This window comes from Microcoleus harperi Pol14_C6, assembly GCF_036701295.1.
Lineage (GTDB): Bacteria > Cyanobacteriota > Cyanobacteriia > Cyanobacteriales > Microcoleaceae > Microcoleus.
In genome coordinates, this window is the sequence record NZ_JAUBQN010000017.1 from 45,896 (window position 1) to 60,398 (window position 14,503).

The window sequence follows — 14,503 nt, forward strand, 5'->3', positions numbered from 1 at the left end:
CCCAATGTTCAATTCTTAATTCCTAATTCCCCATAACCATGAAATATAACGTAATTTACGACGGCAATTGCAATCTCTGCGTTACCTTGGTGCAGTTACTAGAAAATTTAGATAAAGGCCAGAATTTTGAGTATATTTCCATGCAATATCTAGAAGAATTAGAGCGCTTTGGAATAACTTCTGGTGACTGCGAAATGGGGATGATTTTGATAGATGCAGAGAATCCAGAACGTCGCTGGCAGGGCAGCGATGCGGCGGAGGAAATCGGACGGATATTGCCTGCTGGTGAGGTGTTTGTGGCTGCTTATCGGGCAATGCCGGGGATGAAGTGGATGGGCGATCGCGTTTACGAACAAGTCCGCGACAACCGCTATACTTTGTTTGGCAAGCGATCGACTACTTACAAATCTGTTTATCCGGTTGGCTGTAGATCGAGCGACTATTGCGATAATAGCAAGGACTAAAGTCCTTACTACAAAAAGGTTCGCAGTGAAAACTGAAGTCCTCAAAAAGATTAATTAAACAAATCGAATATCTGCTGGCAAAAGTCTTTGAGTTTTTGCGCCGACTCCACCGCAGGTTCGGTTTGGCCGAGAAAATTCCAATTTTCCACGGTGGAAAAGTGCCACTGCTGACCGCTATGATCGTAACCGGCGGCCTCAACTCCGATCGCCCGCCGATATCCTTCCACCGGATCTTGGTAAAATCGGATTTGAATCAAAATGCTGCGGCTTTGCAATAAGCGGCTTCTACCGGGAAAATGGAAGCCAATGTCGATCGAATCTGGATCTACAAGTTCTCTGGTATCCTGGTCATTCATCCAAGGTTTCAAATCGACTTTTGCATCCGGGAATTCGGATTTGAATAAATTAACAACCGCAGCAATTTTGCTGGCAACTTCTATATTTTTGGCTTGTTCGGCAGCGTTCACTCGAAAAACTCCTATCAAATACAGTTATTACATGATTTAGCTAACAATGTAACTGCATACTGCCTGCTTTAAACAGTGAACTGTGGACTATTTGATAGATATTTAGGAATTGACAAATTTCCAAGTGTGTGTTAAGCACAAGTCATACCATTTGAGATTTGAGATGTGAGATTAAACAATTGGCAATGACTGATTGCGTAAGTGTGGTGAATAAAGTTTATCAAAGCGGCAGGGCGATCGCAAATTCCGAACCTTCTCCCAGCACCGATTCGCAAGTTAGTTTACCGCCGTGGGTTTCTTCCACAATTTGCCGGCTGATAGACAACCCCAAACCAGTACCTTTTCCTACTCCTTTGGTAGTAAATAAATGGTCAAATATTTTCGACTTGACCTCCGATGACATCCCTTGACCGTTATCTTTGATTTTAATCACCACGCTGTTGTTATCCTCCCCCATATGAGTGATAATGGCGATCGTATTCGGTAAAGCTTCAATTTCAGCGTAAGTGCGACCCTGATTGGATTCGTCCAAACACTCGATCGCATTTGCCAGCAAATTCATAAATACCTGATTCAGTTGCCCAAAATAACATTTAACTGGCGGGATATCTCCGTATTCTTTGATAATCTTAATCGCCGGGCGAGTATCTTTAGCTTTCAGGCGATACTGTAAAATCATCAAAGTGCTGTCGATGCCGTCATGAATATTTGCTGACACTTTATTCGCACTATCAGCGCGGGAAAAAGTCCGCAAAGACTTGCTAATATTGCGGATGCGCTCTGTACCTGATTTCATAGATAAAAGCATTTTTGGCAAATCTTCGATCAAATATTCTAAATCAATCTCCGATGCTTTATCCTCTAACTCATCTCCAGGATTAGGAAATTTTTCTTGGTAAAGTTGTAAGCAATCAATCAAATCTAAGCTCGCCTCAGCAGCAGCATCAAGATTGCCCGCAATAAAACCGAGCGGATTGTTAATTTCGTGAGCAACCCCTGCAATCAAGTTGCCGAGAGCCGACATTTTTTCGCTTTGAATGAGTTGCAGTTGCGCCTGTTGCAGTTCATTAAAAGATTTTTCTAACTGTTGAGATTTTTCTTTCTCGCGCGCGTACAAACCAGCATTTTCTACAGCAATAGCAACTTGAGAAATTAACACTTTGAATACTTCTACTCTCTCTGCTGTAAAAGCCCCTACTGTCAAAGCATTTTCTAAATAAATTATTCCGCGCCGCTGAGATTGATAAATAATCGGCAAACAGAGAATTGATTTTGGTTGATATTTCTGAATGTAGGTATCTACCTTAAAAGGTTCGACGACAGTCGCATTGTCTAAAACCAGATGCTTTTGACTGCGGTGTACGTAATTAATCACAGACAGGGGAACATCTTGACGATTTTCTACGGGAATAGAGGGTAAAAGTGTCACTTTATCCTCCGCAAAACTGCCAGTAGCTTCTATGCAGAGGATATCGTTTTTCAGGAGCAGCAGCACTACTTTTTGAGCCGCCGCATTTTCTAAAATAATTTTGATTAATTTGGTCAACAATTTTTCGAGAACAATTTCACCGTTAATGGCTTGCGCCGACTTAATAAAAGTAGCTAAGTCTAAGAAATCGCCTAAACTACTACTGGTAGTATTTCCAGTGGTTGTGCGGGTGACATCGAGGGTTGGGGTTGGAATTGTGCGCGTCTGTGCTGCTAAGAAAGGATGTGTTAATTCTAAGTGTTTAACTTTGGCTATGGCTCCCCAATGGATATATCCATAATAGGCTTTAGTCAGATATGCTTGAGAAACTATCTCTTTACCCAAAGCTTGATAAAATTCTCCGGCTAATTCATAGGCTAATGCTTCCTCTTGAATATAACCGTTTTTTGCCGCTCCCTCAATTGCCCGATCGTACAATTCCATTGCTTCGGTATTTTGCCCCAAAACTCGCGCTGTTTCCGCTGCTACCAAGTCGTATTTGTGTTGATAATTCATCGGAGCATGAACTGCCCATTTTTTCATCCTCTTTTGGTTTTGCAGCACTTTTTCTAAATATTGCTTTTGTTCCCCTGTGTCAGTTTGGGGATACAAAGCAAGGAGACTGAGAGAAAAGTAAAAATTATTCAGAGCAACCACATAAAATCCGGCTACCGACTCCTCATATTTCTCAAATAACCTTGAATTTTCTAATGCTTGCGCGTAGTTTCTGAAGATAAAATTAAGCTGAGTTTTGGCATGATAAACCGCACTAACTAAAAAAAAGCTTTGAGATTCTATTAAAACTGGGAGTGTTTTTAATTCATTAAAGTTATCGCCGACTAAATCGCATGGTTCGACAGATTTACCGCGCAAATTGAGGGCTGTCTGCCTGCTTATACTTATATACTGTACAGCAAATTCTAGTTGAGATTGCTGCATTAGTTTCATATATTTACCAGTCTCCTGCTCCACCAAATCTAGAGGCTCTCCTATCGACAGTTTTTTGAAGCAATATTCACTTATAGAATAACCAGCATATTCTAACTCTCCAGTTTCCATCCCAGTTTTAAAACCTTCTTTGAGAGCGCCTAATCCGGAATTGACAGATACTTTCCAGTGGTTGATAAAGCAACCAAATGGTGAATAAACTCTACTTTTAATTGAACGGGAGGGAAATTTGTCTAACATCTTAATTGCCAGTTGACCGAATTGGTACGCCAAACTAATGTCCCCTACCTTGTACATAACTACGCCATAAAAAACGTAAGCAATACTTGCATAAGGCGAATTACCATATTTAATGCACAGCTTGACCATCCTAAATGCCAGCAGCGGTAGCAGTTGGGGCTTGACCGGAACAGCACTGCTGAGAATCCCTGATAAAATCCGCATGGCTGCTTGTTTGTCGGGATCGGTCATTTCTGGCAAGTTAGCTAAATCCTCAATTCGTTTCAATCCCAAGGTCAGTTTTGTATTAATCAGTCCCGCAGCAATATTTAGCGCCTTGGGATTTTGAGGAAAAGAAATGCCTAATAGTTTCAGGACTTCCAGTCCTGTATTGAGGGCTTCTACAAGTTTATTCTGAGCGTTATAAGACTGAATTTGAAGTTGATAAACATTCACTTTTTCCAGTAGATTTTTAGTTTTTACCACTACAATATCAACCAATTTTTTTGAATCAGCATAGTTGATCTTTAAGTATTCAGCTTCTGCTGTTGCCTCGTAAATTGCTAAACTTAAGTCATAGTGGCTTTGCCAAGAATCCGCAGGCAATAATTCCATAGCAACCCGCAAATACCTAACAGCAGCTTCATACGCAGCCGCCGCTTTTGCCTTGCGCCCAGCAGTTAAATTTAATTGTGCCAACTGAGTTTTTTCCGACTGTTGGCTAATCGTGTCAATTCCGACATTCAATTGATTGACGATATCAAAGATGTTTTCTTCTAGTTTGTCGGGGGGAGTGTTCTGTAATAGTAATTGACCGATTTTTAAATGGGTGGATTGCTTTTGGTCTTCTGGAATTAGCGAATATGCCGCTTGCTGAACGCGATCGTGCAAAAATTTGTAAATAACCCGCGAAGTATCTAACTTGAGATTGATTGATTCGGCTCGATCGAAAACTAAAGGAATGCGATAAGCATCGCTCAAGGGCAGAATTAACCCTGCTTGCAAAGCTGAATAAAGTTCATTTGCTGTAGTATTAGCTGACTTTTCGCTAACAACCGACAGCACATCTAGAGCAAATTTATCTCCCACGCAAGCTGCTAGCTTCAACACTTCTTGCGTAGCTGCAGGCAGCTTTTCAATGCGAGAAGCCACCAGTTCCACCACACTTTTATCGGTGATTCCAATGGCTTGGATTTCATCAATACTCCAATACCAGCCACTTTGACTCCCCTCATTTGTAATGTGATTAAATTCAAATTTTAAAAGAGAGTCTTGATAAAGTGCTTGGAGTAATTGGGTCAAGAAAAAAGGATTGCCACCCGTTTTATTCCAGATTAAATCAGCTAGATTTGTTACTTTTTCTGTGCAAGTGTTAAGTGTTTCAGTGACTAATTCAGTCACATTTGCTAAATCCAGCGGTTGCAAGACGATATTGTTGACAATAGTACCAGTTTTTTCAATTTCTTCTACAGTCTGAATTAAGGGGTGGGTCGGACTAACTTCATTGTCTCGATACGCACCGATTAGCAACAAATATTGCTGGTTAGGGTCAGTTATCAGTATTTGCATCAACTTTAATGTTGCTGAATCTGCCCACTGCAAATCATCTAAAAAGATAACTAGGGGGTGTTCTTTTTGGGCGAAAACGCGAATAAATTCTTTGAATACCCGATTGAATCGATTTTGGGATTCTACAGGGGCGAGTTCTGGGACTTCTGGCTGTTTGCCGATGATTAATTCAACTTTGGGAATTACGTCGGCAATTACTTGGCCGTCTGTTCCCAATGCTGTTAAAATTTTAGTGCGCCATATTTCTAATGAAAGTGTACTTTCTGTTAGTAATTGCCGCAGCAAGGAGTTAAATGCTTGGATTAATGAAGCATAAGGAATGTTGCGTTTGAATTGGTCAAATTTGCCGCTGATGAAGTAACCTTTTGACCTGGTAATTGGTTTGCTAACTTCGTTGACAACTGCTGATTTACCGATGCCTGAGTAGCCTGAGACTAGCATTAATTCGCTGCTTCCTGATGGGGGCGGGTTTGGTTCTAAGGTTGCTGCTTTTTCTAACACATTGTTGGCTAAACCCGCTCTTACACGTTCAAATGCTGCTAGCAATTCATTAACCTGATTTTCCCGACCGTACAATTTTTGGGGGATTAACAATTGGCTGAGAATATCTAAGCGTCCGGGGATGAAGTCGGCAATTTGTCCGGTGGTTTGTAACTGATGCAAAGAAGTTTCTAAGTCAGCTAACAATCCGGCCGCACTTTGATATCTATCTTCGGCATTTTTTGCCATCAATTTCATCACTATCTCAGAGAAGGCGACAGGTATTTCTGAATTGATTTGATGGGGATATATTGGTTGAACTGCGATGTGGCTGTAAACTATTTCTAATGGGTCGTTGCTGCGGAAAGGTAATTTTCCAGTCAGCATTTCATATAATGTGATACCAAGGGAATAAAAGTCTGTGCGGTAGTCGAGGGTGCGGTTCATTCTCCCGGTTTGTTCGGGTGACATATAGGCTAAGGTGCCTTCGACTGAGTTGGGATTGTTAAATTGCGGATTTTCTTTATTGAGTTTTGTAGCAATGCCGAAGTCGGTGAGTTTTACTTGTTTTGTTTGCGAGTTAATTATGATGTTGCTGGGTTTAATGTCTTTGTGAATAATGTGCTGAAAATGCAGGTATTGTAAGGCTTTGACTATTTGGATGGCGATGTTTAAATTTGCTTGCAGGCTCAAGGTTTCTCTTTCCAACACTTTAGCGAGGGATTCGCCACCCAAGTCTTCTAAAACGATTCCTAATCGGTGGTCAAATGTTTCGATACTGATAGGTTTAACGATGTGTTCGCTGTCTAAATTTTGGCTGATTTGATATTCGTGTTTGAGCCTGGTAATGGCTTCGAGGGAGGGATATTCGGCTTTGAGAACTTTCAAAATGACTGGGGGCGCATCTGTCGGTATTTGTCCGCGATAGATTATTGTTTCGACCCCTTCGTGCAGAGTAGAAGTTATTTGGTATTTTGATAAGGTTAACATCACTTAAGTTATAAATTACAGGAGCCGAGCCTCATTAGGTTAACACTACTTAATATTAATTTTGTGTGATTCCGATCATGTATTTTGCGATTTCCCAATCACACGGAATATTCACTAAGTAAAAATGTGGGCTTGGTCGTTGGTGTCAACGAACATCTTAAATGTAATATTGGTCTTGTGTTTGAGGCCCGAATGCTTTCGCTGCACCGTTTTTATGGGAGATGGGAGCGATCGCACTGGGCCTCAAACAGCAGGATATGAGAGCGATCGCACTGGGTCTCAAACAGGCAATTAAATGGATTCTCAATCGCTGACTACCGTAACTTCACAGATAGTAGAAATAGATTCCGGTTCAGGCAAAATACGCACGCGGGCGAATTTTAAACCGCTGACTCCTTGTTGTGATTCTACCATGCCCGTCTGAACTTTGGACTCTACCCAACCTTCGCGAGACAAGTAACGCAAGTATTGCTGATATTCTTCCCATTCCTCCTCGGTGGAATAAACAACAGTCAACATCCCCGACTGGGTAATCCGCTCTTGCGCGTCTTTGTCAACGGCTTTTTCGATCCGCTTTTTGACAAGTTCGTAGCGGATGTCGCGAGTGCCTTTGACATCAAACATTTTTTCGGTGTTTTCGTTGTGAAAAATGTCGATCGTGGTATTCTGCACTAAGACTAAATGTGCGAGTTCCATGTTAATTTGAGACTCGGCTTGCAGGCGAAAAATTGTGCGACCGCAGTCGCAAATTGCTCGCAGTTGTTCGTACCGCAAACTGTGCAGGTGAAACTGGCTAAATTTGGGATCGATCGATTTTCCTACATAAATCATGTGATCCATGCCGTCGGTGCATTCGATGTCGCAGTAGTGGGGAAGAATTTGCTGCATTTTTTCTTGCCAGCGGGCCCAAGTTTCTTGGAGTTTGGTGCTGATTAAGTTCAGCATTTGGTCGTAGCGGTTGCGATCGCTGTAAACGCAGTTATGTTCATTTTCACAGGCTGCTTGGTAAGCTTCAACGGCTTCCTGAACATTGGGTCCGCACTGCACAAAATAGTCAAAATATACTTCTAAATGCTCGTTTAAATACTCGGCGGCTCGCACCTCCATATCGACTGTTACTTTCTGTTTTAAATGCTGGATGTAGTCGAGCAAGTCGAGCCGCAGTTGTTCGCCCAGGTGGGTAGTTTGTGTTTGGCAAACGGCATCAGCTATGACTAAAGCTAAGCGGAATTGTTCCAGCAAATCAGTTTGAATGGCTCGGTTTCTTTCGTCGCTAGAACCGCGAATGTCCGAAATTCCGTACAGCGGATGAACGTCAGCAAATACGATTGTTTCTGGAGGTAGTCCCCAACTTCGCCTTTCTGCTTCTTGGGCGAACCGCCACTCGACTGCGGGGTGGATGTTGTGAATGTGGGTAAACCGCTCCTGGATGGCTTGCCGCAGGGCTGCAATGAAGGCGGGAATGAGTTCTTGGGCGTGTTGAGCGTCAATGCCGTTGAAGTGGTTTGGCCGATCGCACAACAGCCCCACGACTCCCAAAATCCGCACCCCGCACCCCTCACGGGTGACAGATTTGACTACCAGGGGCACCAGCAGCATCGATCGAGTTCCCATTCTCCGCAAAGTTCGATCGCACTCGGTTTCGCACTCCCTACGCAAGTCTGGCACATTCCAAACTTGATTTGCTGCTGTGGCCTTCAAAAAGTGAGAAGCTTCTAGGGAGTGCATTGAATAAAGAATCGGCTGCAAATGTTGACCGTCTTTTGCAACTAAGAGCTGTACCTGATCGCCGTCGGGGCGCAGCAGCAAAGTGCCGTCAGCATTAAAGAGCGATCGCAAACACCGATCGATTTTCTCAAATTTGTCTGGCCGCAGCATCGAATCTTGATCGATCAATAACTGAGTCAGCCGCCGAATTTGCTCCTGTACGGTGACATCAAAACCTTCTAGCAGCAGCAAACCTTCTACGCAATAATTATCCAACTGCAATCGATCGGCTAAATTTTCCAGTTGATTCGGCTGCATCAGCCAAGCTTCCCGTTCCGCACCAGGCATTAATCTTAAAGAAATATCCGCAAATTCATCTATTTTTGAGTCAATTCGAGTAATTTTTAACTGTTCCGAACCCAGCCAAAATTCTATAAATCTGGGTTCTCGGTATTTGGGGTTTTTTACACTCGCCGTGACAGGTTCGTCTAGCACCCGCAAACCGTCGATGTCAATTTGATAATATTGCTTAAATACCCAGTGCAAAAGATGGCGGTGGTACAACTGTTCTACTGTTTTGCCGTCCCCATCCTCAAACAGTTGCAGCAGAGTGATCTCGGTTCCTGCAAACAAACCGTTGGTAGATTGAGTTGCCAAGGACGTTTCCTCCCAACCTGCCCAGCGGCAAAATGCTGCGTTAGCGTACCGCAGGGCAAAAGTTCCCGGTTGCATTACTGCGATTAAAACGCGGCGATCGCCGAGAAATTGAAACAATCGCTGTAAATCTTGTTTCCACGTTTTCAAGGGTTCAATTTCAGAAGATTGACTGGGTACTTGCCCCGCCAAAGCTTCCAGTAGCTGTTCTATACTTGGTTCGCTGGGCAGATTCTTACTGTCTTGCTTTGTTGGGACGATATCTGTCGCTGGCAGTGATTTTACGGAGTTGTTGTTTTGATGGGAGGACGATTTAGGAGTAGACATGAGTAAAACACCTGAAAGCAGTGGATTTTGCCAAAAAATATCAGCGATCGGCGATTATGGCTTTGTAAAGAGCTTAGATCCTGTGTGTAAAGTTTGTGTATGGGTATCGGAAACTGGGTTTTGTCTCGGACGATGGGCCCAGGGACTTTTACTTTTATTCACAAACAACCTCTCAGTCTCGACGTTATAGGTGATATTAACGTGTTTACCGCCTGGGGGGTAACACCCATTATAAGCGGTACGCAGTAGCGGATAGTGTCAGCAACTAATGCTATTTGACTCTGATGCGAGATCTAGAGCAGGTTTGGGTTGAATGAAGCACAGCCCTGGTAATTGGGAATTGGGAATTGGGAATTGATAACTTATACGCTCGCGTAGGCGAAGTATTGGTAATTGTAATTGACTATAGACCAGCAGGTTGCTTGTCATTAATTGAGGAAATAAAAGTTGCGATCAAAATTCAAACATCCTTGCTATTTGGCAAGGGAATAATTAAAATGTATAATACAGCTAACAGGATTTTGTAAAGGACATAGTTATGGCTTTAACGGTTAACAATCTTATCAGCGATGTGGCGGGATTTCCTGTATTTGCTGGCGGCGGACCACGTCTTTTGGCATTCGCTACACCCGATGAGATTAACGTAGGAAATGGAAATTTGTCCTCTTTTCCCTGGGGAGTTTGGGGACTTGATGGCAACGATACTATAGGAGGTTCATCGGATTCCAACGAACGTCTGTTAGGAAATAATGGCAATGATATTATCGGTGGTGGCGGCGGAAATGACATAATTTACGGCGGGAAAGATGACGATGGCTTAGATGGAAATGATGGCAACGACGTAGTGAGGGGCGACGCCGGAAATGACCTGATCTTCGGAGGATTCGGGAACGATATCCTGCGGGGAGGGCAAGGAGACGACGATTTAGAGGGCAATGAGGGCAACGATTTCTTGGTGGGCGATCGGGGAGTTGACGTACTCACGGGAGGCCTCGGTGCTGATATATTTGTGCTCAGAAGCAACGATGAAGCATTTGGTATCAATGGAGCAGATGTCATTACCGATTTTAACTTTGACGAGGGCGATCGCATCGGTTTGACGGACGGTTTAACAGAACTAAACCTTTTCTTTGAAGACGACAATTTGATTGCTTACGATAATGACGGAATTATCAACGACATGGTGATTGAAAACATAATTACCGGACAGATTGTCGGGATAGTTTTAAATACCAACAGCTTTGAACTTACTGGTGCATTTGAACAAGCGAGTCCGTTTGCATTGGCAGTTAACGGTTCTCAATTCCAGTTTTTAGCTTAGTTATGTGTAGGGAATTAGACGGGCTATAGAGCGAGTTCCGCGTAGGGGACACGGGACTGCCGTGTCCCTACAGATAGGGGGCAATCTATCTATACGCCACCGTACTTTGCAGCATTGATATTAAAACATTTATGCCTTTAGAGATTTTTTAGCCTCATCTAAAAGTAGAAATTAAAAATCTAGGAAAGTATATACAGCACTTTCCGATTTTATGAGGTTCAATTAAGTGAAAAGCACCTGATAGCTAAAGCTCATAAAATCCTATTTTTTAGACCTCAACTCAAAAATAGTGACAGCGCAATTGGCAGAGAAGATGTCAAGCGAGAAAAGTAGCTGCCCGGTTTGGCGTTACTAAAATTCTAGTTCAAAAACTGGTCAAGCCACAACAAACTGAGGAAAATTTACTTCCCAAACAGAGGCGAAAACCCCGATTCAGTCATTTAACTGATGCAGAAACGGAAGTGAGAGAATGCTTTAGCTCGTCATCCCGATGCTACTTTGAGCGAATTGTGTGAATTATGGCGATAGAAGACTGGAAAATTGGTGAGTCGGACCGCCTGTATCGCCCCAAACAAAAATTAGGGCTCACTCGAAAAAAAACATGGTACAGTAGCCAAGCCGGAACAGAAAGAGTACAAAAACTAAGAGTTGAGTATTGGGAAAAAATCCGAAATATCGAGACCAAAAACAAGCGTATTTTTAGACGAAACAGCCATGATTCGCTCGTTTGTTTGGCTAGAAGTCATGCCTATTCTCCTTTGGGGACAAGAATAGGAGGAATCAAACCATTTTATAGAGGAGCGTTCGTCACAGCTATTGGCGCAATTAATCTTAAGAAAGTGCTGGCATTAATGATCATAAATGACTCAATGGATGGTGCAGCATTTTCTGTATTTATTAAGAAGTTTTTATGCCCTCAGTTGTGGCTCTTGTGCGGTAGTAGTAATGGAGAATTTACCCGCCCATAAACTAAGCTCAATCAATTCAATGATTGAAAGCGTAGGTGCAAGAGTTATTTGTTTATCCCCTTCGTCTCCTGATTTTAATCCTCTTAAAATATGGTGGTCGCAGCTTAAATCTTCTTTGCGAATGTTTTCTCCCAAGACCCCAGAGATAATTGGCACGATCATAGCAGTTGCCCTTAATTTGATGAATCGGAACGAACCATTTAAGACATTGGTTCACTCATTGCTGCTACTGTACCTCATAGCATCGGAAAGTGCTGTAATATGGTGTCTCATTACACCATCATTCTGCCTATTCAGGACGGCGAATGTCTGATGGGTTTGACCCATCAGACATTCGCCAACAGTCTCTTTCTATCGCCGATTTTTATCTTAAGTTTTTGAGTTTCTTCAAGTGCGATCGCCTCAAATTTTCCACCAACTGCCGCAACTGGTTCAAATTACCCGCTTCGCCGCCATACTTCCACCGCACGTAAGCTTGCGAAACTTCATCAATTACCTCAGCTTCATCAGTTGCATGATTGCCGCGCATTGCCTCAGCATATTCCAAAGGCGTTTGAGCTTTCTGCTTGGCAAATCCCCTACTCGCCAAATCCTTTAACATTTCCTGATAAACCCCCTCCACAGGCGGCAACTTCGCCAGCCAGCGGCGGTGGCGCCACTTGCGCCACAGTTGCCAAATTAACCAGCCCATAAAGCCAAAGGCGATCGCAGCAATCAAACCAGTAAATAACCCCACCCAGCCCTTAGCAAACTGTCCCACAAACCAGCCCACAATCAAACTGATCCAGCCAATTACAAAACCTATAACTGAATCCAGGCCGCTTCTGAGAGGAGTCGGTAGCCAACCCGCGATCCACTGCCAAAACGATTGCAGCGCACTAAAAGTCTGGTTGTCTTCCACCGAAGCCGGAATCAGCGGATAACCGGGAATCGGATTAAAAGCAAACCAGCCATTATTGGGAAAATATACCTCCGTCATCAAAAAAGCATCGGTATTTTTCACCACATAGTAACCAGTAAACGGGTTGAATTCTCCCGTATCGAAACCGCCCACCAGCCGCGCCGGAATCCCGATCGACCTCAGCATAATCGTCAATACCGTCGAAAAGTGGTCTGGATATCCACCTGTAACTTTTTTGCCAGCCTGGGTGTTTTTGTAGCCAAACAGAAAAGCCTCGACTAAATCTTCACCTTCTTCTAAGTAAGGCAAAGCTTTTTCAATTTTGTAATTCGGATTTTGCTTTAAATATTGAGCCAAATACAAAGCTTTTTCGTAGGGAGAATCGATCGCTCTATCTGATTTAGCGACTCTAGTCCTTGCTAGCAATATTTCTTCTGTTTTTTCTCGCACCTTCTGGGTAATTTCCGGTGGCACATCCAAATAGAACTTGCGAATATTTTTCGGGTAATTAGTACCAGTTTTTCCCAACAAAGCTCGATCGCGAAAAGGCACATTAGAAATCACCGTATAAGTCACACCCTCTCCCAATTCCGCAGGTGATCGCAAACCCCCCTCCGCATCAATCGCCGCCTCGGGACTCGGAAAATAAAGTTCCCTCGGCTTGTTTAAAGCCGGAATCAAATTCGGCATTGGAGCAACAATAGTATAACTTTGAATCACCTCTTGAGTCCGAGGCGCATTGGGAAACGGATTCAGATAAAATTGATAAGACCAGCGAGGTCGAGTCAACTTTTGAGCTTGTTCGTTACGAGAAATTTCCCAACCCTGACCGGTGTATTTGTCGAATCCCAACACCCGCCAAAAACCCGCCGCCTGCGATCGCACCCGCATCACCACTTGGGGTTTCATTTCCCCCCGCAAATTTTGATTGATGCGCTGGTTGAAACCGTAATAAAAATTAGAGTCCACCTCTCCTGGCCCTTTTTCTGGGTTTCTCCCCCTTCCTCCGCCAGTTCCTTTTTGATTTCCCCCTCTGACATATCCCGGATTTAGAATGCTGCGCGAATCAAACTCTCCCTGATATTCAATAGGAGCACTCACCGGAAAAGTCCGCAACTGATAGCCAGGGAGGCGTGGCAAAAACGCAAAAATAGTGAGCCCCAACCCGACAGTTATCAGCAGCAGCCAACCAAAATACTTTGGGGATAAAGTAGCAGCAAATAGCGACAGGCTTTCATTTTTCCCTTTACCTTGTGCTTTTTCGCCAATGGCTTCTGGCTTCACAAATCCCAAGCGCGATCGATAATCCAAAACCAAAGTCGGAAGCGCTAAAGCCAAAAACACCAACAACAGCGGCGCAAAAGTCAAGGTTTGGCTGAGAGTCGCTGCTACCCCTAACAAAATTAGCCCGATTACCATCGAGTAGCCTAAATCCTTGCGGCGAGGCAAATCGAAACTGTGCAGCACTTGAAGTTGGATTAACAGTTGCGCCAAAACTAACCGCGTATCATTCAATTCTCCCACCAAGCGGCTAAAAAAAGCGAACAGCGCCACCAGCATTCCAATAGCTATGCAGAACTTAGCAGCTACATTGCGATCGCGGCGACGGTACCAACTCCAAGTTGCTCCCACAATACTAACAGGCACAGCCCACAGGTTCAGGGCTTCTTCAGCAGCAACATCAGTAGCCACAATTCCCACAATTACCAACAACTGAACTAGGATTCGCAGCAGTAAAGAATCCTCAATCACCGGCGGAGGCATGGCCTCAATCTGCTCCCACAGCTTACCCAAAACAGGTATATTTCGCAGGTTATCAGTTGTCATGTGCACCCATCCAAGTCAACGAGCAGTAGATTGTAGATTGGAGATTTTAGATTTTAGATTGACTCCACCGATGAATCTGCGGGCTTTAACTAAGATCTAAAATTTTTGGCTTTCCACGACAGTAGTCGAGGAATTGCATTTGTTTTTGTGTGAGGTCAAACCAGCGAGTAAAAACCTAAATTATTTACTCTAA

9 protein-coding genes are annotated in these 14,503 nt (G+C 43.5%); 5 read left to right on the plus strand and 4 right to left on the minus strand.

Annotated features, from left to right (window positions below):
- Window positions 1-38 precede the first annotated feature (38 nt).
- Window positions 39-464: a thiol-disulfide oxidoreductase DCC family protein gene (locus QUA27_RS13820; RefSeq protein WP_333068577.1), complete on the plus strand. Its 426-nt coding sequence runs from the start codon at window positions 39-41 to the stop codon at window positions 462-464.
- Between the two features lie 50 nt (window positions 465-514).
- On the opposite strand, the gene QUA27_RS13825 is transcribed toward QUA27_RS13820, so the two are convergent.
- Window positions 515-931 carry a Tery_1686 family protein gene (locus QUA27_RS13825; protein ID WP_333068578.1) on the minus strand — a complete coding sequence of 139 codons (417 nt, stop codon included), beginning with the start codon at window positions 929-931 and terminating at the stop codon, window positions 515-517.
- A 220-nt stretch (window positions 932-1,151) separates the two neighbouring features.
- On the minus strand, window positions 1,152-6,605 hold the full coding sequence (locus QUA27_RS13830; RefSeq protein WP_333068579.1) for a trifunctional serine/threonine-protein kinase/ATP-binding protein/sensor histidine kinase: 5,454 nt from the start codon (window positions 6,603-6,605) through the stop codon (window positions 1,152-1,154).
- 124 nt (window positions 6,606-6,729) lie between these two features.
- Between QUA27_RS13830 and QUA27_RS13835 the strand changes: the two genes are divergently transcribed.
- Entirely contained in the window at window positions 6,730-6,900 is a 171-nt protein-coding gene (locus tag QUA27_RS13835; protein ID WP_333068580.1) for a hypothetical protein, read from the plus strand.
- 8 nt (window positions 6,901-6,908) lie between these two features.
- Here QUA27_RS13835 and QUA27_RS13840 read toward each other — a convergent pair whose 3' ends face one another.
- Window positions 6,909-9,293 (minus strand): GAF domain-containing protein, encoded by a 2,385-nt coding sequence (locus QUA27_RS13840; RefSeq protein ID WP_333068583.1) that lies wholly within the window; start codon window positions 9,291-9,293, stop codon window positions 6,909-6,911.
- A gap of 538 nt (window positions 9,294-9,831) precedes the next feature.
- Between QUA27_RS13840 and QUA27_RS13845 the strand changes: the two genes are divergently transcribed.
- The 3 genes from QUA27_RS13845 to QUA27_RS27420 all read left to right on the plus strand — a co-directional run bounded on the left by QUA27_RS13845 (window position 9,832) and on the right by QUA27_RS27420 (window position 11,895).
- Window positions 9,832-10,614: a calcium-binding protein gene (locus QUA27_RS13845; RefSeq protein ID WP_333068584.1), complete on the plus strand. Its 783-nt coding sequence runs from the start codon at window positions 9,832-9,834 to the stop codon at window positions 10,612-10,614.
- 518 nt (window positions 10,615-11,132) lie between these two features.
- A complete protein-coding gene (locus QUA27_RS13850; RefSeq protein WP_333068586.1) occupies window positions 11,133-11,582 on the plus strand; it encodes a hypothetical protein in 450 nt (149 codons plus the stop codon).
- Between the two features lie 19 nt (window positions 11,583-11,601).
- Entirely contained in the window at window positions 11,602-11,895 is a 294-nt protein-coding gene (locus QUA27_RS27420) for a hypothetical protein (protein WP_445251505.1), read from the plus strand.
- A gap of 51 nt (window positions 11,896-11,946) precedes the next feature.
- On the opposite strand, the gene QUA27_RS13855 is transcribed toward QUA27_RS27420, so the two are convergent.
- On the minus strand, window positions 11,947-14,310 hold the full coding sequence (locus QUA27_RS13855) for a transglutaminase TgpA family protein (protein WP_333068588.1): 2,364 nt from the start codon (window positions 14,308-14,310) through the stop codon (window positions 11,947-11,949).
- Window positions 14,311-14,503: the final 193 nt, after the last annotated feature.